The organism is Pseudotamlana haliotis (assembly GCF_008806375.1).
GTDB classification, from domain to species: domain Bacteria; phylum Bacteroidota; class Bacteroidia; order Flavobacteriales; family Flavobacteriaceae; genus Pseudotamlana; species Pseudotamlana haliotis.
In genome coordinates this window covers 215-20,339 of record NZ_WAAT01000004.1, presented here as the reverse complement: position 1 = coordinate 20,339, position 20,125 = coordinate 215, and the positions used below count along the sequence as shown (strand labels likewise).

Here is a 20,125-nt window from a genome sequence, read left to right as displayed (position 1 = left end):
TCTGATACCTTACCAGATCAGGTTGTGTGAATGTACAAACCACTACTTAAAGAACACATACTACCATGAAAGAGTTATCCAAAGACTTGAGATGGGGAATTATTGGTTGCGGTAATGTCACTGAAATTAAAAGTGGCCCTGCCTACAAGATCACCAATGGTTTTACCATTTCTGCAGTTATGCGCCGAAACGCAGACAAAGTTAAAGATTATGCAAAACGTCATAATGTTGATACCTACTACACCGATGCTGATGCCCTTATAAATGATGACAATGTAGACGCGGTTTACATTGCCACACCACCTGATTCACATAAGTACTACGCCTTAAAAGTTGCAGCCGCAGGAAAACCTTGTTGTATAGAAAAACCTCTTGCTCCTTGCTACAAGGATAGTTTAGAAATTTATAAGGCTTTTAATGAAAATAACCTTCCCCTATTTGTTGCTTATTATAGACGATCACTTCCTAGATTTTTAAAAATAAAATCATGGATTGATCAAGGGTATATAGGCGAAGTGAGACATATTACTTCACATTTAAGCAAGCCTCCAAGTGAAATTGATATGTCTAAAACATACAATTGGCGAACAGATGAAAATATTGCACCAGGAGGATACTTTGACGATTTAGCTAGTCACGAATTAGACTTGTACACTTACTTTTTCGGCAATATAAAAGAAGCTAATGGCATTAGTGTCAACCAGCAAAACTTATACACTGCAAAAGATGCTGTGAGTGCAAATTGGTTACATGAATCAGGTGTTACAGGCTCAGGAACTTGGAACTTTGGTTGTAATGAGCATATTGACAAAGTCACAATTTATGGTTCAAAAGGCACCATAAAATTTTCTGTATTTCATGAAAAGCCCATCATCCTAAAGTGTGAATCCCTGAAAAAAGAAGTTTTTATTGAAAACCCAAAACATATTCAATTCACACATGTTGAAAATATGATGTACTATTTTCAAGATCCGAGTAAAACCCATCCTTCTACAGGAGAAACAGCCTTGCATACAAGTTGGGTAATGGATAAAATACTGGGTGAACTTTAGTAAGAAACCATATTTTACTTAAATCAATAGAGGTCAGTATTTAAATACTGATCTCTATAAAATTATTCAAAACTTCGATGTTTCTTCAGTGCTTAATAATTAGCCTTTATTCTTTACATAAATCAGTTTAAAACGTCCGTTAGTTTGATCTCGCTGTTCCAATTCAAATTGATCCAAAGATTTAAAAAGCGGTGTTAATTTCTGAAAACCAAAATTACGTGAATCAAAATTAGGCTGCTTTTTAATAATTAAAGAACCTACATCACCTAAAAAAGCCCAGCCATCATCATCTGCACAATCATCTACAGCATTTTTCAAGAACTGAATAACCTTAGGCGTAATATTATATAAATTTTCTTTTGTTTTTTCTGAACCATCAACTTGTTTCGGATGGGGCGCATCTTTCTTTAGAATTTCTAAATATATAAACTTATCACAAGCCACAATAAATGGATTGGGAGTCTTTTTCTCACCCATTCCGTAAACCACTAAACCTGCCTCCCTTAATCGGGTAGCCAGTTTAGTAAAATCACTATCTGAAGATACTAAACAAAAGCCATCAACTTTTTCAGAATACAAAACATCCATAGCATCAATAATCATCGCTGAGTCTGTTGCATTTTTCCCTGTGGTATATCCGTATTGTTGAATTGGAGTAATCGCATTTTCAAGAAGAACAGTTTTCCATTTCGCTAAATAAGGCTTTGTCCAATCACCATAAATCCTTTTAATGGTAGGTGTACCGTATTTAGTAATTTCTTCCATCATTTCAGAAATGTACTTTGCTGGGATATTATCACCATCAATTAAAACTGCAATTTTTGTGTCTTTTATCATAGTTATAAATATAGCCTAATTTGAAATTCTATAAACGGAATTACTTCAATTTATTTCACAAATAAGGCTTTATAAATACTTTTAATTTTTTTTTAAAGAGAAGCTTACCTAGATTTCAGTTAATGAAGTTCATCCTGAAGTGCAAAAATGATTAAAATATAATCACTGAAAACTTAGAATTAAAACTACGCAACTAATAAACATACAAAGTGTTAATTTTAAGCAAATTAAAGATCATAACTAAACTAAATAATTTAAGAGAATTCGACAATTTTACCTTTAACATCTTTAAAGAAATCGTAGATGTATTTAAAATCATCTTCTATATTTTCGGAAGGATAAAACGGTTCGGAAACTTTAGTTTGTTTATTTTCATAATCTAAAGTAAACATGATAATAGGCACTTGTGCTTTTTTAGCGATATAGTAAAAACCTGATCTAAACGTCTCCACTTTTTGTCGTGTTCCTTCAGGTGCTAAGGCTATTCTAAATTCCTCTTTATCATCAAATAATTTGGCTATAGCATCTACCTTATTCTCGTTTGCTTGACGGTTTATAGGACTACCACCAACAGTCCGCAGAAACCACCCTAAAGGAAACACAAACAATTCTTTCTTTGCTATAAAATTACTTTTAAACTGAACTACTGCCCGAATTAGAATACCAATATAAAAATCATGCCAACTGGTATGTGGCGCCGCGATAAGAATCGCTTTTTTGACCCTGTTTTTTGAGAAGTCTGAGTTACCAACTATACGCCAGCCTAAACATTTGAAGAAAATAAATTTAGCCAGGCTTTGCATCATGTTACATCTTTTGGTAAAGCCCTCTTAATTTTTCTCTAGTAATCGTTTTCTTCCAGTTCTTACCTATGGCATTTTCCCAAAGAGGCTCTAACCCCAAAGCAACATCAATCATAATATTAAATTCATCGTCACTTAAGTGCGCACAAATACCTTGAGGCAATTCAATATTATGCTTGGCTTTCATTTCCTTAAACATCGCCACACCTTCTGAATAAAACTCCTCTAAGTGATCAAATACAATACAATTTCCTATACCATGCTTGGTTCCTAAAAGATAAGATAAACCATAACTCATGGCGTGGGCTACGCCAACTTGGGAATAGGCAATACTCATTCCACCATGCCATGAAGCCATCATTAATTTCTCTTGAGAATCAACATCAGAAGCATCATAAGTTTTTTCTAAAAAGATCTCTTTACATAAATCAAAAGATTTCTCACCATAACTTTGACTAAAAGCATTTAAATAAGAACCTTTTAAAGATTCTACACAATGAATAAAGCAATCCATTCCTGTATAAAACCATTGTGCTTTAGGCACATCTTTAGTTAATTCAGAATCTAACAAAACTTGATCAAACGGGGTATAATCAGAATTAATTCCTAATTTTTTATCCGGACCAGTTAATACTGTTGTTCTTGAAACTTCTGCGCCTGTACCAGAAATTGTAGGAATGCCAACGTGATAAATAGCAGGATTTTTAACCAAATCCCAGCCTTGATAATCTTTAGCCTCCCCTTCATTGGTTAACATGATTGAAACGGCTTTAGCTAAGTCTAAAATAGAGCCTCCTCCTATACCTATAATACCAGATGGTTGTGCTTTTGTTTTTAAAATAATATCTTCAACGAGTTCATCAACTTGATAAGTTTTAGGCTCTTCTTTTGTTGAAATAAAAACAATTCTATCCTCGTAAGACAATGGTATTCTTGAAGTTAACTCATTGTTGTTTTTAAAAACATCATCTACAAGAAAAATAAAAGGAGCATTAACACTCAAGCGTTTAGCCGCTAAAATTTCATCTAACTGATTAAAACTACCTCTACCAAAAATAACTCTTGGTACCATTGGAAAGTTCTTATAACTCATTTAACACGTTTGCTTTTAGAATTGCCAAAAATACAATTAATTTAACTTTTACAGCCGTAATTCCTGTCAAAATATCACTTTAAAACGACCTCTAAAAACTGTTCAAAAAGGTCATTATTTCTTAAGCTATTTTAAAATATTTAAAATTTCGCTTATTGAATCTATAGATTTATACGTTTTACCATTAGTTTCTTCTTCTTTCACCTGTTCGTGAGCCCATGTGGTATGAAATGGGACATGAATGGCATGTGCATTGATATTCACTAGTGGTAAAACATCAGATTTTAAAGAGTTACCTATCATTAGAAACTCTTTTGGATCTACCTTTAAATGTTTTAATAACTTTGAGTAATTATTTTCCTTTTTATCACTTAATACTTCAATGTGATGAAAATATTTCGTTAATCCAGATTTCTCTAATTTTTGCTCTTGATCTAGTAAATCCCCTTTTGTTGCTAATATCAAACGGTATTTTTTTGATAATTCCTCCAAAACATCTTCTACACCAACAAGCACTTCAACAGGCTTATTCAGCATGTCTTTCCCAATATTTAAAATGGCTTCAATAGTTTTTGACGAAACATTTTTATTGGATAATTCTAAAGCACATTCTACCATTGATAAGGTAAAGGCTTTAACACCGTAACCATATAATGGTAAGTTGCCAATTTCCATTTTAAAAAGCTCTTGATCTATTTTATTAGGAGTTTCATATTTAGACAGCAACTTTGCAAATTCTGTTTCTGCATCTCTAAAATAGGTTTCATTTACCCATAAAGTATCATCGGCATCAAAACCTATTACTTTAATATTACTATAATCTACCATATTTTTTTTGCGCGTTCTAAGTCTTCAGGAGTATCAATTTCTACACCTTCAACATCGGTTTCAACCATTTTTATACGTTTTCCGTACTCCAAATACCTGATACATTCAATCTTTTCAGAAGCTTCTAATGGCAGCATTGGTAATCTATAAAAATCTAAAATCGCCTCCTTTCTAAAAGCATAAACACCTTTGTGTTTAAAAAATTTAGCTCCAGCATCTTTATCTCTTAAGTATGGAATGGGACTACGTGAAAAATAGAGCGCAAAGTTAAATTTATCTACAATAACTTTTACGGTATTAGTATTCTGGATTTCATCTTCATTTGTAATATGAACCATTAACGAAGCTAAATCAATACTTTTGTCTTTATCCTCCTTAAAAACATCAATGAGTTTAGCAAGTGATTCTTTATCGGTAAAAGGTTCATCACCTTGCACGTTAATTACAATATCTATATCCATAAACTCAACAGCTTCCGCAATACGATCACTGCCACAGTCATGTTCCTTTTTACTCATAATGGCTTTGCCACCATTATTTACAATTTCTTGAAAAATAACATCACTATCGGTTACAACAAATACATCGTCAAAAAGTTTTGTTGCTACAGTGGCTTCATAAGTTCTTAAAATAACGGTTTTACCACCAAGATCTTGCATAAGTTTTCCTGGAAAGCGCGAAGCTGCATATCGCGCCGGAATCATTGAAATTATATTCACAGGTTTAAATTTTAAATTGATTTATGATCCTTCAATTTCACTTCAAAAGTACTTAATTTTAAAGCTATTCTTCAAAAAAATCATCTTTAAAACCAATCAAGTACAATTTTTCTTTAGCTCGAGTGACCGCGGTATACAACCAACGTAGATAATCTTTATCAATGCCGTTTGGTAAATATGGTTGCTCAACAAATACCGTGTGCCATTGACCACCTTGGGATTTATGACAGGTTATCGCATATGAAAACTTCACTTGTAGAGCATTAAAATGTTTGCTCGCTTTTACTTTTAAAAACTTTTTATAATTACTGCCTTCATTTTCAAAATCTTTTAAAACCTCTTGATAAAGTCGGTTGGAATCTTCATAAGATAAAGATGGGGTCTCGCCTTCTATAGTATCTAAAAGTAGTACGGTTTCAAAAGGTTTCATGTTCGGATAATCAACCATTCTTATTTTAACTTCAGCAAAACGAAAACCGTATAAAGCTTGTATGCTAAAGATTTCTAACACCTCAATGATATCGCCATTTGCTATAAATCCAGCTTCAGTAATAGGTTTAATCCAAAAATAATTATTCTTCACTACCATGAGATAATCACCAGCAGACAATTCATTTTCATTAAATAAAATTCTTGATCTTATTTGTTGATTATATAGATTGGCGCGTTTGTTACTTCTAACGATAATAGCTGTTTCTTCATTACCCAAGTCACTATAAGCATCATTAATAGCATCCATAATCTCATAACCATCAACAAGCCTTACGATATCTTTAAAAGGCCCTACTTCAAATTTAAACGCATCAAAAAACGAACTCGCTAGAGTTTCTCTTAAAACGGTGGCATTAACAAGTATTCCTGAATCTTGTTCCTGCCGTACTACTTCGTCTAACTCCATTCTGGTGACTTCCTTGTTATAATTAAGCCTAAGCGTGTTTTCATCTAATGCCGGACTTAGATCTAATTTTACTGGAGGTAATTGAGCGGTGTCACCAATTAAAAGTAACTTACAATGGTGTCCTGAATAAACATACTGCATTAAATCATTTAATAGCGAGCCGTTTTCTACAAATTTAGATTCGCCAGGAGTATCTGGAATCATGGAAGCTTCATCGACTATAAAAACCGTGTTTTTGTGCTTGTTAGGTTGCAAAACAAATTTGACCCCACCGCCCTTTTCTTTCTTCGGAAAATAGATTTTTTTATGGATTGTGAAGGCTTCCTTTCCTGAATAATTAGAAATAACTTTAGCTGCTCGCCCCGTTGGAGCCAATAGAACCGCGCTTTTCTTGGCCTTCCATAAATTAGAAACTATAGCCCCTACTATCGTTGTTTTTCCCGTTCCAGCATAACCTTTTAATAAATATAGTGCATTTGGTGAATCACTTAAAATAAATTCAGATAATTGCTGTAATACAATATTTTGTTTTAGGGTTGGATTAAACGGAAACTGCTGTTTTATAAGCAGATAAAATTGAGAAACATTCATCTAATGGAGTCTGGGGATTTTTTTTATTCAAAGATAGAAATGATTTTTACTCTCTTTGTTTTTACGGTTAAAAAAAAATTGTAGATTTGCTAAATACCTTTATAAATAATTTTTAATTAAAGAACATATTATGTTAACATTTATTCTTATTGCAGTTGCTGTAATACTAGTTACAATTGGCTTGGTGAAGTTAATTGACAAAGTTATTCCTCAAAAACTTAAACCTGTCTTAACTATTGCCCTATGGATTTTAATTGGCTACCTAGGTTATTTAACATATATGTCTGTTTATGAGCCAATTAAATTTAACAAATTAAAAAACAAGCGTTACGTTCAAGTTATTGAAAGTTTAAAAGATATTAGAGATTCTCAATTAGCTCACCGTCAAGTTACTGGTAAATTTGAAGGCGATTTTAATAAATTAATAAAATTTATTGATACTGCGGAGTATACTATTACGCAACGTAGAGATTCTACTGTTCTTGATGAAGAGAAGACTAAATTATACGGTGTTGACTCTTATAAAGAAATTGTAGTTATAGATACCTTAGGCTTTGTACCAGTTAAAGATTCTTTATTTAAATCTTCAAATAGATATAAAACGATGATGAATGTTCCTGTTGGAAAAGAAGGTGAAAAATTTAAAATGGAATCTGGATATATCGAACAAAATAATATTAACATCCCTGTTTTTAAAGCTTCTGTGAAAAAAGATGTTTTATTATACGACCAAAATAAAGACCTTGTAGTTCAAGAAAAGCAAGTAATCTCTGTTGATGGTGTTAATGGTGATGAATTGAGAGTAGGTTCTATGGATGAGGTTAATACAACCGGAAACTGGCCTAAAACATATGGCGCAAACGAATAACAGTTCTAACGAACTCACAAATACAGAATTGTCCATTCAAATAAGTTTGAGTGGACTTTCTTTTTGTATACTAAATCGTAATAGCAATACGATTATTAATTTGAGCGAATTTCAGTTTGAAAAGAAACTCAATCCCCTAGCCTTGTTAGATCGATTAAAAGATCTATTTAATACAGAACAGGCCTTATCATTAAACTTTTCTAAGGTTTCCGTTGTTCATGACAACGATCTTTCTGCCTTAATGCCACAGGATTTATTTAATGAAGATCATTTAGCAGATTATTTAAAATTCAATGCTAAAATTTTAAAATCAGACTACATCACTTTTGATTCGATTTTAGAAAACCATAGTGTTAATGTTTACGTTCCATATATTAATATAAACAACTTCATTTATGATAAGTTTGGGGCCTTTACGTTTAAACACAGTTCAACAGTTTTAATAGAAAACATTCTTCAAATTGAAAGAAACAAAATGAACACCCGTTTATATGTTCACGTTTGTACTGATCATTTTGAAATAGTCATTGTTGAACATGGTAAACTAAAATTATACAACAGCTTTGCTTATGGTACTGAAGCTGATTTTATTTATTACATTTTATTTACTGCCGAACAATTAAAATTAGATCCGGAAACACTTAAATTAGTTCTCTTAGGTGCCATTGATAAAGACGACCATTTATATAATATTGCATACAAATACATACGTCATATTAGTTTTGGTAACCGAAATGATCGTTTTAAATTTGACACTCAACCACAAACAAGGTATTCCAACTTCACTTTAATAAAAAATATCTAATGCGAATCATATCAGGATTATATAAAAGCAGAAAAATTATAGCACCTAAAAACTTGCCTGTACGCCCCACTACTGATATGGCAAAGGAGTCTTTATTTAACATTATAAACAACCTGTATTATTTTGATGAAATTTCTGTGTTAGATCTTTTCGCAGGAACTGGTAATATTAGTTATGAATTTGCTTCTAGAGGCACAGAATCTATCACTAGTGTTGATCAAAATTTTGGATGTATCAAATTCATAAACCAAACAGCAGAAGCTTTTGATATGCCTATTCAAACCATTAAAAGTGATGTTTTCAAATTCTTAGAAAAATCAAAACTTCAAACCAACATCATCTTTGCCGATCCGCCTTACGATTTTTCAGTAGAACAGTTTTCAAGAATTCCAGATTTGGTTTTTGAAAATAACTTATTACTTGAAGACGGCGTGCTGATTGTTGAGCATTCTAAACATACCAACCTCTCTGATGTAAGGCATTTCTCTTATTCTAAAAGTTATGGTGGCAATATGTTTAGCTTTTTTGAAATTACTGAATCATAAATTATTATAATTCACTTTTTTTCAGTACTTTAGAACTCCCCTACTAAGATAATATTATTAGTCTATCACAATCAAAACACGAGCATATTTATGTTTGGTTTAGAGTGAGAGTTTTTTGGCACTAAACTTAAAAACCATTAAGCATATTAATGTGACTTTTTAAAGATTATAATTATTAGTTAGTCACTAGTTTTTAAATGATAAACCCTTCTTTTTAAAAAGAAGGGTTTATTTATGCTTAAGTAAATCTATAAGCCGAATCCTGTATGTTTAAAAAATTAAACACCCTTATCATTTATCTGAATGTACAGTTACCTGTACACTTTAGCTGCCTACCCTCTAGCATCAAACGTGCCGCCTTCTCCCGATAAGTATCGGAGCGCTAGTTTACATGACATTGCACCACATAGAGTTTACCGGGTTTCACTACAGCATTACCTGTACATACTTTCTGTTGCACTTTTCCTAATCTCACGACTGGTGGCCATTAACCACTATGTTGCACTATGGTGTTCGGACTTTCCTCCGTTCATTTGCATGAACAGCGATAAGGCGATTTACTTGGGCGCAAAAGTACATAAATTGTTAATAACTCCTGTTAATTTTTACCTTATGAATTCAGTTTTAATCACCGAATTTTTAACTTTGTTGTTCTAAGATTTTTCAATGGAACATTTTATTGTATCGGCTCGAAAATACAGACCCCAAACGTTTAAAGACGTCGTGGGTCAGCAAGCTATTACAAATACATTATTAAATGCCATTGATAACAACCACTTAGCTCAAGCCCTATTATTCACTGGTCCGCGTGGTGTTGGTAAAACAACTTGTGCACGTATTTTGGCTAAAATGATTAATAGTGACGGACAAGAATCTGGTGATGAAGATTTTGCTTTTAATGTTTTTGAACTGGATGCTGCTTCAAACAACTCGGTTGATGACATTAGGAATTTAACTGATCAAGTTCGTATACCGCCACAAGTTGGTAAATACAAGGTCTATATTATTGATGAGGTTCATATGTTATCTCAAGCCGCTTTTAATGCTTTTCTTAAAACATTAGAAGAACCACCAAAGCACTGTATCTTTATTTTAGCAACTACAGAAAAACATAAAATAATCCCTACCATTTTATCACGTTGTCAAATATTTGACTTTAAACGTATTACTGTTAAAGATGCTAAGGAATATTTAAAATATATTGCCGAAGAACAAGGAATTACTGCTGAAGATGACGCTTTACACATCATTGCCCAAAAGGCTGATGGTGCGATGCGTGATGCGCTCTCTATTTTTGATCGTGTGGTGAGTTTCTCAGGTAAAAACTTGACGCGACAAGCGGTTACCGAAAACTTAAATGTTCTTGATTACGAAACTTACTTTAAGAGTACGGATCTTATTCTAGAAAATAAAATTCCAGAATTGTTGATTCAGTTCAATGATACGCTTTCAAAAGGTTTTGATGGTCATCATTTTATCGCTGGTTTAGCCTCACATTTTAGAGATTTACTAGTTAGCAAAAACCAAGAAACGATAGAACTTCTAGAGGTTGGTGAACAAACCAAAGAAAAATACCTAGAACAAGCTAAAAAGGCTTCACAAGAATTTTTAATGGAGGGTATTAACCTGGCTAATGATTGTGATCTCAAATACAAAACCAGTAAAAATCAGCGACTACTCGTTGAACTATGCCTCATGCAGCTTGCCTCTATCACTTTCGATGGAGAAAAAAAAAATGGTAAACCTTTCATAATACCAGCTTCCTATTTTCAAAAGAAAGGCATTACTCCTATTGCTGTTCAGGTGCCTACTAAAGAACCGTCTGAAACAACAGAAACACCCTTAAACCAAGCAAAAAATAAAGCGACGACAGCCTTTCAAGTACAGCAGCCTCCTAAAGTGGTACTAAAAAAAGATACCAAGCGTACTTCTGGACTATCACTTAGCAGTATAAGAGCTAAAAAAGATCATCAAATTAAACAAATGGAGGTCGTAGTTGATGAAGAAAACTTGCCTACTGATGCCTTTGAAGAAGCTGACTTCCACAAAGTATGGAATGAATACATCGGGATATTAAGAAAGGAAGGAAAACATAATCTCGCATCTATTTTAGCCATTGATACCCCAAAATTAAAAGGCACAACCGCTCATATAGAATTTCCTAATGCTACCAATAAAATTGAAGTAGAACGTCAACAGTATGAACTCTTATTGCATATAAGAAAATCTTTGAGTAATTATGACATTTCATTAGAAATAGCTGTTAATGAAGTTAAGGAAAAACAATACGCCTATACAACCGTTGAGAAATTTGAAAAATTAAAAGAGAAAAACCCTAGTATTGATCTTTTAAGAAGAACTTTCGATTTAGGACTTTAACCTTTTTATTAAATTTTAAAAATCTAAAATTATGCTAGGATTAAAATTACCAACCGACCCGCGTTGGGTAAATATTGTAGAAAAAAATATAGAAGAAATTTTAACCGATCACGCTTTTTGCGAACAAAAGGCAACTAGCACAGCAATTTCTTTAATTGTAAGTTTTCCTGAGTATACCGATTTGGTTCAGGAAATGACCGCTTTAGTCAAGGAAGAAATCAGTCATTTTAAAATGGTTCATGATAAAATCATTGAACGTGGATGGGTTTTAGGTCGAGACAGACGTGATGACTACGTGTTACAGTTAATAAAGTTTTTCCCTAAAGGAGGCAGCCGAACCACACAACTCACTCATAGATTATTATATGCCGCTTTGATTGAGGCTCGTAGTTGTGAACGTTTTAGATTGCTTTCAGAGGAACTGGAAGACCAAGAATTAGCGACATTTTACAGAAACCTTATGGTAAGTGAGGCCAATCATTACACTATGTTTTTAGGGTTTGCTAGACAATATGGTGACAAAAAAGAAGTGGATACAAAATGGCAAGCACTTTTAGAATATGAAGCCGAAATTATGCGAAATTTAGGCACTTATGAATCTATTCACGGTTAAAATTTATAACCGACACCTATTTGGAAGTTCTTGTTTTTAGCACCAAGCCCTGAATCGTCATCAAATACATTCCTAAGTCCGTTAGAATGACGTACATCAACAAATAAGGCATAATTGATACGATATTCGAGCCCGAGTATGGATGAAAACCCAAAGTTAGCAGCCATATCATCAACCTCATGAACTTTTAAACCAATTTGCGGACCAAAATTTACACGAATATTTTTAAAGATATTAATACTCACTAAAATAGGCATTTGAATATAGTCAAACTGTAATTCTTCAGCTTTAGAACCTTCATAAGAAAATTGAAGTTCAGGAATAAGTGATATCGTTTTGGTTAAATATATATCTGCTAAAGCACCAAAATAGACACTATTTCTGTGCGTGTTATCCACCGGAATTTCACTGTAAAAATCTAGACTAGAAATGTTCATGCCACCACGAACACCGTATTTGACACCTTGAGTATAACCTTTTAAAGACCATAACGTAATGAATAAGAATAAATAGATATATTTCATAATAAATAGGTTATTTGGGTTAGTTAATTAATTTCGATAAGTTCTTCAAACATATGCTTCCATTTCGGAAATATTTCTTCAGGTGATAATCTTAAAATATTTTTTCGAGCAGCTGCTCCCATTGATTTACGTTTCTTAGGATTTTCTATAAGCTTCATTAATGATTTAGCAAAAGCTTCTGTATCATTAACTTCTACTAAAAAACCGTCTTCTTGATCTGTAATGAGCTCCTTTACTCCACACGGACAATTAAATGCTACAGCAGGAACACCACAGGCCATAGTTTCAATTAGAACTAAAGGAAAGCCTTCAAATCTTGAAGATAATGCGTAGATTGAAGACTCTAAGTACACATCCATAATATTAGAAACAGGCTCATGAAAATTTATATATTGAGAAATTCCGTAATCTTCAGCTAATTTAACGTACCTAGAATGTTCATCTTTCTTTCCGTAGATATCTAAAGTCCAATCTTTATGAACTTTCACCACTTCCAACCAACTTTTTAAAAGGAAATCAAAGCCTTTCTGATGGGTGTGTCTACCAACAGCTAAAACTCGTTTATTTTCTAACGGCGCATAATTTTCCGGATAAAAAATTAACGGATTACTTATTATTTCAATGTTTTTTAGGTATTTCCACTCTTCAATATGATCATCAGAAAGTAAAACAACTTTATCATAGGCTTTTCCTCCTTGGTCTAACAAAGCCTTTTTTGCTTTATTTAAAAACTTAGTTGATATAGAATTTGAATCTTGAGTATAATTGACGCTTTTAGAATTATGGCGTTCATACACATATTTATATTTATTGCTTAAAAAGTTTGGAATATAAAGTCCCGAAATATTATCAACCACCACAACCACTACATCAGGGTTTTCATCTTTAAGGATCTTATTAACTTGTTTCATTTTTGAAAGACTAGAAAATAAAGATTCTTTTGTTTTAGGTAAATTGTACTTTTTGATTTTGGGATTTACCTCAAAGAAAGGAACGTCACCTTCTTCATCAAGCGCTACAACCACAATGTCGTAATGATATTCTTTTATAAAATAATCGGTTTTTATGGCTATAATACGCTCTTGCCCAGTCGTACCATTTAGCTGATTAACAATGTATAATAATTTCATTCCTTAGTAGTATTTAAGCGATAGTTGGGGTATCGTAAATCTTAATAAAGACGAATATATATTATAATTATAAAGTCGTACAACAATAAAAGGTGAAGTGCAGAATTTTACTGTGTATTGCTAGAAACGGTATCGAAATAAATACTTTTTATAACGCCATCTGCCAATCCGATTTTCGGAACATAAATATTTTTAGCTCCACTCCACTTCATAGCAGATAGATATATGCGCATAGCTGGAATGATAACATCTGCGCGATCTTGATTAAGGTCCAGCTCTGTAATACGCTCTTCATACGAATAGCTCTGAAGCTTGTTGTAATAAGAGCTCATATAGAAATACGACAGAGGTTTTCCCATTGATTTTCCTGAAATCTTGAATATTTTATTGATATTTCCTCCAGAACCTATCACTGAAATCTTATCAAAACCTAAGGCATTTGAAGCGATCCACTCACGTAGTTCTTGCCAAGCTTCATTCTTTACCATATCATTTAAGAGTCTTACCGTACCAATTTTAAATGATTTAGAAGCTACTGATTTCCCTTGGTCGAATACCGTAAACTCAGTACTTCCTCCACCTACATCAACATATAAATAGGTTTTATTAGGGTCAATGTATGAGTTCAAATCAGTTGCCGCAATAATAGCAGCTTCTTCTTCCCCTCCTATCACATCAATACTGATTCCTGACTGCTCTAAGACTAAATCTACAATCTGCTTACCATTAGTTGACTCTCTCATAGCTGAAGTTGCACAAGCTTTATACTTAACAACTTTATGCGATTTCATTAATAGCTTAAAAGCAAGCATGGTATCAAGAATACGCTGTGTGTTTTCTTTTGAAATTTTGCCTTTTACAAATACATCTGCGCCTAAACGAATTGGAACTCTAACTAAAGAGTTCTTTTTAAACTGTACAGGACGTCCCTTTTGTTCTATGATATTCGAAATAAGTAAACGTACCGCATTGGAACCAATATCTATGGCAGCGTATTTTTTTATTGAAAGCATATAAGTTTAATCTAGTTTCTTTTGATAATACTCATAAATGGCATATTGAGAACGTATTTTCTCATCATTATTACGACGGTATTCATTTTCCTGTGAATCATTTAATATTCGAGCCTTAACATTATCTGCCCAACAAATATTATAAGTATCAATGATTTCTTGTTTAACGTCTTGATCATAAATAGGACAACTTACCTCTACTCTATTTTCAATATTTCGAGTCATCCAATCTGCTGATGAAATATAAACTTTTGGATCACCATTATTACCAAAAATATAAAGCCTAGAATGTTCTAAAAATTTATCAACAACACTAATAACTTCTATATTCTCACTCATTCCTGGAACACCTGGTATTAAACAACATAAACCACGAACAATCATTTGTATTTTTACACCAGCACGACTAGCTTCATAAAGTTTATCAACCATATCATAACTAGAGATACTGTTCATTTTTAATCTGATAAGACCTTCCTTGCCTTGGCGAACGTTTTCTATTTCTTTATCTATAAGATTAAAAACTTCCTTTTTAGTATAATGAGGTGATACAATCAGGTGTTTATACTTATTAATTTTATAATTGGTTTTAAAGAACTCAAAGATCTTATCTACATCTTTTAAAATCTTTTGATTGGCTGTAAAGAGTGTATAATCTGTATAAATTTTAGCTGTAGATTCGTTAAAATTTCCTGTACTTATAAACCCATAACGTCGTGTTTTTTTGCCTTCTTCACGTTCAATCACACACATTTTACTATGCACTTTAAGTCCTGCCACACCAAAGATCAAGTTCACTCCAACTTCTTCCATTTGTTTGGCATAATTAATATTGGCCTGTTCATCAAATCGTGCTCGAAGTTCAATTGAAACCGTAACAGACTTCCCGTTAATAGCGGCGTTTATCAATGAACTAGCGATATGTGAAATTTGAGCCAGACGATATATTGTAATTTTTATCGTCTTAACTGTTGGATCTAATGCCGCCTCTCTTAAAAACTTAACGATGTATGAAAAAGTTTGGTAAGGCGCATGAAGTAAATAATCTTTCTTAGAAATTGATTTTAGTATACTATCCTGTAAACTCAAGCCTTTTACTGGTAAAGCTTCTATTTTATCATATAAAAGATCTGTTCGTCCTAAACTTGGGAACCCCATATAATCTCTTCTATTGTGATAACGTCCGCCAGGAATAATACTATCCGTTTCATTAATACCCATTTTAGACATCAAGAATTGTAGCGTATCTTTATGAATCGTTTTATCATAAACAAATCGCACTGGTTCTCCTACCTCACGGTGCTTAACGCTATCAGATAATTTATCTATAAAACTTTTACTTAAGTCACTCTCAAAATCCAACTCACCATCACGTGTGATTTTAATCATATGTGCAGAGATACTTTTATAATCGAAAATATTAAAAATATCACTCAAACAATGACGTAGCAAATCATCTACAGCAATAATAAAGAATTTATCACCTTGTTTTGGTAGTACTACAAATCGATTAACAGATTTTGGAATCTCTATTAAAGCAAACTGCTTTTTATCACCAGGCATTAACATTCTTACGGCTAGATATGCCGCACTATCTTTTAAGTTAGGAAGAACGACCTCATCATTAAGAATAATAGTGACTAGCGCTGGACTAACTTCTTTAAGAAAATATTCTTTTATAAACTCATGCTGACCAGAATCAATTTGAGTCTCATTAATGAGATGAATATTTTCTTCTTTTAATTTATTACCTATTTCATGAAGAATATCTAAACTCTCGCTTTGCTGGTTAATTACAATTTGAGTTATAATTTCAAGCAATTCCTTTGCTTTAATACCGCCAAGTTCATTTTTCGCACCTTTTCCTGCTTCTACAATACGCTTTACGGTCGCATAACGCACTTTAAAGAATTCATCTAAGTTATTAGAAAAAATACCTAAGAACCGTAATCTCTCAATTAAAGGAACAGCCTCATCTGCTGCTTCTTGCAGCACTCTAGCATTAAATTGTAGCCAACTTATTTCTCTATTTATATAACTATTACTTACGGAAGCATCTGGTTTTGTCATTCAGCATTATTTTAATTATCCTAAACAAATATATCGTATTTACTGTAATAATGTTAAGAAAAACCCCTTGTAATCCTTAAAAATAGGTCAGAATTAATGATAATTTAAGATTGGAGGTATAAAGATCTTATTTCTTTTTTATTTTAAATCTCGAGAAAATAATGTTTTAACCGTTTTACCTTTATTTAAATCTCTCCAATGGGAGATATTAAATTGAATTTTAACAAAACCAGCAGTAGGCACATTATCAATGTTCAAATCACCATAAGTATTAACAAAATCTGTAAAGGCATGATTATGTCCAAAAACCATCAAAGTATTTATAGAATCGTCACTCGATTTAATAAATTCAAGAAGGTTATAACCTGCAAAATCATATAAGTCATAATTATAGGTCACAATTTCTTGATTTATATTCAAATTTGATATAAAAACCTCAGCTGTGTTTTTCGCACGTTTGGCGTCACTAGAAACAAGCATATCAATCTCTAACCCCTCTTTTTTAAGTGCTTTTGAAACCAAATGGGCATCTTCCACACCTCTTTGGGTAAGCGGACGTTCATGATCTATAACATCAAACTCCCAAGAAGATTTTGCATGTCTTACTAAAATTAAGTTTTTCATAATATCAGGTAAATTAAGATTATTGCACCGCTTTTAAAATTTAATGATTATACATATTTCGATTTAAAAAACCTACAAATATTAATCAAAACCAATAAAAACATGAGAATTAATTAATAAATACACTCCATACGACAAATTACTAATTATTCCGTTTAACAACTTTTAACAAACTCTTAAACGAATATTTAAGTGATTTAACATTTATTTTTGAACTTCAACGGTCATATAGCTTCATTTGTCTCACCTACAAAAGACATAGCTTATGTACCCAAACCGAACGAAAACATCCCTGTACCATGCTGACATAATTTGTCTTCCCTCATTTTTTAACGCTAAAACCTTATCAAGATTTCAACTTAATCATGTATTTCTTTCTGCTCAAGATTTAAATACAATGATTAAATGTGATCCTAATAAATATATATAACCATATTATTAAATGCAATATGAGAAATAATTACAATTGTATTTCGGTAAACATCTTGAAAAATGCTTTAATTCTTGCATTTTTTGTTATTTCCCCAATCTTCATATACGGACAAACTAATGCCAATTCTATAAAAACAGGCGTTACTTTTAGTTGGGCAGATCCACAAAGTGCCCCAAAAGATCCCGCAGTTTTAGATTATATCACTATTAACGGTACACAGTACAACACCTTTGTTGTTCCTACTAGCTATGAGTTATCTAGACTTGGAGAAGAAGGTGATACAGCTAACAAAATTTATAATGGTGATATTGAAATTGAAGGTACAAGCGCTAGCAGTTCATGGAATCTTAATGCTTTAAATGCCTTTAAAGATCAAAATTTAAATCATTATTTTACTTCAGATAAGAATGGTAAAGACATTTGTAATGACTATGGTTTAATTGTAGAGGTTAATGATAATCCTCCATTAAATTATCCCTATAGTGCGCCTCCTCAAGTACAGGCTATTTCTTATGACCCTGCAATTCCAGCTAATGAGGATGGTGTTTTAATGGTTACAGAACGTAATGCAAATAACTGTTTTCATATTGCTATTTATGGTACGCCTAAAGGAGGTGGGTCAGAAGGTTTACTCGGCCAAACATTTATCACAGCCAACAATAGTGCAATATATGGTCCTCAAGGAGGTGCAGTGCCCAACACTGGTACTGATTATTGGTTATCAGAACGCGTAAATGTAAATAATGGTACCATTGGTATTGCCTTATTTTACTTGAGTGATATTGTTCCTCTCGGATCTAACATTACAAAAATTCAATTTCGAGGAGCTACCACAGATCATGGTGATGGTAAATTTTTATTACTTCAAAAATATGCTGTTGACCAGCAACTTATTGAGTGTTTAGGTAGTAGTTATCAGGGAGATTTAACCGTGCTTAATAATGCACCAGCTAAAACCAAATATCGTGTTACAAATCAACCTTCTGTAGGTAACCTATCCCTAAATGCTGACGGAACTTATACTTACACACCTCCAAATGCTAATTTTATGGGTGATGTAGAATTTGAGTATGAATTAGAATTAGCTGCTCCAAATAATCATGTGAGAGAAACAGGTTCTGTAAAATTAAGCTACGTTGCTCGCCCTCCCGCTCCTACCTATAATGTAACCTGCAACAACCCGAATGATTTTACGGTTGAAATTACGAGTCCGATTGGCACAGACCCCGCCGAATATGAATATTCCTTCGATGGAGGTACAACCTATCAATCAACAACAACCTTCATGAGTCTAATTGAAGGTTCTTACACCATCAACGTTAGAAGCACCTTCACCAATTGTGACCTAGGAACATCTACTGCAACTTTAGATTTATTTGATTTAAAAATCGACGGAAACTCATCAGAAGACGCCTGTAGCCCAACACCTTCAGGAAAAATAGACCTAACCGTTACTGGAGGACTTCCTAATTATACCTATAGTTGGACTGGACCGAACTCTTTCACAGCGACCACTAAAGACTTGACAAATTTAGAACCAGGAAACTATACTGTCACAGTAACAGATGCTAAAGGCTGTAGTACAGATAAAAGTTTTGTTATTAATACATCTTCAGATACAACACCTCCTTCAGGAACAACCCCTCCAGGTACAACTAATATTAATGCTTGTCCTGCTGAAACTCAAATCGATGCTATTGTAACTACAGCTTCGGATATCACGGACATTGAAACCGCCTACTCTGATAACTGCGGAACGGTAACAACTACTTTCGTAAATCAAACCCTAACGGGCGATCAATGTGCATGGAGCTTAGAACGTACTTATACAATATCTGATGGTATTTCTTCTAATAACTTCAACATAACCATCACACACTCTGGTAGTGATCAAACGCCGGCTACAGGAAACACCCCTAGCGGAACTACAAATATAAATGCTTGTCCGGCAGAAGCTAATATTGATGCTTTAGTAACAACGGCTGCTGATATTTCAGCAATAGAAACAGCTTATTCTGATAACTGTGGTACCGTAACTGCGACATTTGTTAGTCAAACACTTACTGGCGATCAATGTGCGTGGAGTTTAGAGCGTACTTATACTATTTCTGATGGTTGTTCTACTAATGATTTTGACATCACAATCACACACTCTGGTAGTGATCTAGAAGCTGCTACAGGAAATACTCCTAGCGGAACTACAAATATTAATGCTTGTCCGATAGAAGCTGATATTGATACTTTAGTAACAACAGCTTCAGATATTTCAGCAATAGAAAATACTTATTCTGATAACTGCG

The 20,125-nt window shown here is 33.1% G+C and carries 18 protein-coding genes and 1 other RNA gene; 7 read left to right on the top strand and 12 right to left on the bottom strand.

Annotation, left to right across the window (positions count from 1 at the left end):
• Positions 1-65: 65 nt before the first annotated feature.
• Entirely contained in the window at positions 66-1,052 is a 987-nt protein-coding gene (locus tag F6U93_RS00575; protein ID WP_150935809.1) for a Gfo/Idh/MocA family protein, read from the top strand.
• A 99-nt stretch (positions 1,053-1,151) separates the two neighbouring features.
• On the opposite strand, the gene F6U93_RS00570 is transcribed toward F6U93_RS00575, so the two are convergent.
• From F6U93_RS00570 to F6U93_RS00545, 6 genes are all read right to left on the bottom strand, one after another.
• The gene (locus F6U93_RS00570; protein ID WP_150935807.1) at positions 1,152-1,889 is read right to left on the bottom strand and encodes an NYN domain-containing protein; all 738 of its coding nucleotides are present in this window, start codon (positions 1,887-1,889) and stop codon (positions 1,152-1,154) included.
• 254 nt (positions 1,890-2,143) lie between these two features.
• Positions 2,144-2,695 carry a 1-acyl-sn-glycerol-3-phosphate acyltransferase gene (locus F6U93_RS00565; protein WP_317132813.1) on the bottom strand — a complete coding sequence of 184 codons (552 nt, stop codon included), beginning with the start codon at positions 2,693-2,695 and terminating at the stop codon, positions 2,144-2,146.
• A 1-nt stretch (position 2,696) separates the two neighbouring features.
• On the bottom strand, positions 2,697-3,785 hold the full coding sequence (locus tag F6U93_RS00560; protein ID WP_150935804.1) for an iron-containing alcohol dehydrogenase family protein: 1,089 nt from the start codon (positions 3,783-3,785) through the stop codon (positions 2,697-2,699).
• A gap of 126 nt (positions 3,786-3,911) precedes the next feature.
• A complete protein-coding gene (locus F6U93_RS00555) occupies positions 3,912-4,613 on the bottom strand; it encodes an HAD family hydrolase (protein WP_150935802.1) in 702 nt (233 codons plus the stop codon).
• Entirely contained in the window at positions 4,607-5,317 is a 711-nt protein-coding gene (kdsB, locus tag F6U93_RS00550) for a 3-deoxy-manno-octulosonate cytidylyltransferase (protein ID WP_191963433.1), read from the bottom strand. Before kdsB ends, F6U93_RS00555 begins: the two co-directional genes overlap by 7 nt.
• Before the next feature lie 79 nt (positions 5,318-5,396).
• On the bottom strand, positions 5,397-6,821 hold the full coding sequence (locus tag F6U93_RS00545) for an ATP-dependent DNA helicase (RefSeq protein WP_150935798.1): 1,425 nt from the start codon (positions 6,819-6,821) through the stop codon (positions 5,397-5,399).
• Between the two features lie 130 nt (positions 6,822-6,951).
• Here F6U93_RS00545 and F6U93_RS00540 point away from each other — a divergent pair, with 130 nt between their 5' ends.
• Genes F6U93_RS00540 through F6U93_RS00530 form a run of 3 tightly spaced genes read left to right on the top strand, consistent with a single transcriptional unit; the run spans position 6,952 to position 9,039 of the window.
• Complete coding sequence (locus tag F6U93_RS00540) at positions 6,952-7,689, top strand: hypothetical protein (RefSeq protein WP_191963425.1); 738 nt, start codon at positions 6,952-6,954, stop codon at positions 7,687-7,689.
• Entirely contained in the window at positions 7,673-8,494 is an 822-nt protein-coding gene (locus F6U93_RS00535; RefSeq protein ID WP_150935796.1) for a DUF3822 family protein, read from the top strand. The genes F6U93_RS00540 and F6U93_RS00535 overlap by 17 nt, the downstream gene beginning before the upstream one ends.
• A complete protein-coding gene (locus F6U93_RS00530) occupies positions 8,494-9,039 on the top strand; it encodes an RsmD family RNA methyltransferase (protein WP_150935794.1) in 546 nt (181 codons plus the stop codon). Before F6U93_RS00535 ends, F6U93_RS00530 begins: the two co-directional genes overlap by 1 nt.
• 235 nt (positions 9,040-9,274) lie before the next feature.
• Here F6U93_RS00530 and rnpB read toward each other — a convergent pair.
• Positions 9,275-9,603, bottom strand: an RNA gene (gene rnpB / locus F6U93_RS00525) — RNase P RNA component class A.
• A gap of 102 nt (positions 9,604-9,705) precedes the next feature.
• Here rnpB and dnaX point away from each other — a divergent pair.
• Complete coding sequence (gene dnaX, locus F6U93_RS00520) at positions 9,706-11,418, top strand: DNA polymerase III subunit gamma/tau (RefSeq protein ID WP_150935791.1); 1,713 nt, start codon at positions 9,706-9,708, stop codon at positions 11,416-11,418.
• 31 nt (positions 11,419-11,449) lie between these two features.
• The gene (gene miaE, locus F6U93_RS00515) at positions 11,450-12,031 is read left to right on the top strand and encodes a tRNA-(ms[2]io[6]A)-hydroxylase (protein WP_150935789.1); all 582 of its coding nucleotides are present in this window, start codon (positions 11,450-11,452) and stop codon (positions 12,029-12,031) included.
• On the opposite strand, the gene F6U93_RS00510 is transcribed toward miaE, so the two are convergent.
• The 5 genes from F6U93_RS00510 to F6U93_RS00490 all read right to left on the bottom strand — a co-directional run bounded on the left by F6U93_RS00510 (position 12,028) and on the right by F6U93_RS00490 (position 17,392).
• Positions 12,028-12,555, bottom strand: coding sequence for an outer membrane beta-barrel protein (locus tag F6U93_RS00510; RefSeq protein WP_150935787.1), 528 nt, complete (start codon positions 12,553-12,555; stop codon positions 12,028-12,030). The two genes, miaE and F6U93_RS00510, sit on opposite strands and share 4 nt — an antisense overlap.
• A 23-nt stretch (positions 12,556-12,578) precedes the next feature.
• A complete protein-coding gene (locus F6U93_RS00505) occupies positions 12,579-13,685 on the bottom strand; it encodes a glycosyltransferase family 4 protein (RefSeq protein WP_150935785.1) in 1,107 nt (368 codons plus the stop codon).
• Positions 13,686-13,792: 107 nt separating this feature from the next.
• Positions 13,793-14,698 (bottom strand): Ppx/GppA phosphatase family protein, encoded by a 906-nt coding sequence (locus F6U93_RS00500; RefSeq protein ID WP_150935783.1) that lies wholly within the window; start codon positions 14,696-14,698, stop codon positions 13,793-13,795.
• Between the two features lie 6 nt (positions 14,699-14,704).
• Entirely contained in the window at positions 14,705-16,768 is a 2,064-nt protein-coding gene (ppk1, locus tag F6U93_RS00495; RefSeq protein WP_150935781.1) for a polyphosphate kinase 1, read from the bottom strand.
• Between the two features lie 138 nt (positions 16,769-16,906).
• Positions 16,907-17,392, bottom strand: coding sequence for a SixA phosphatase family protein (locus F6U93_RS00490; protein ID WP_150935779.1), 486 nt, complete (start codon positions 17,390-17,392; stop codon positions 16,907-16,909).
• 449 nt (positions 17,393-17,841) lie between these two features.
• On the opposite strand from F6U93_RS00490, the gene F6U93_RS00485 reads away from it, so the two are divergent.
• A partial coding sequence (locus F6U93_RS00485; protein WP_225312479.1) for a hypothetical protein occupies positions 17,842-20,125 on the top strand: 2,284 nt, incomplete at its 3' end.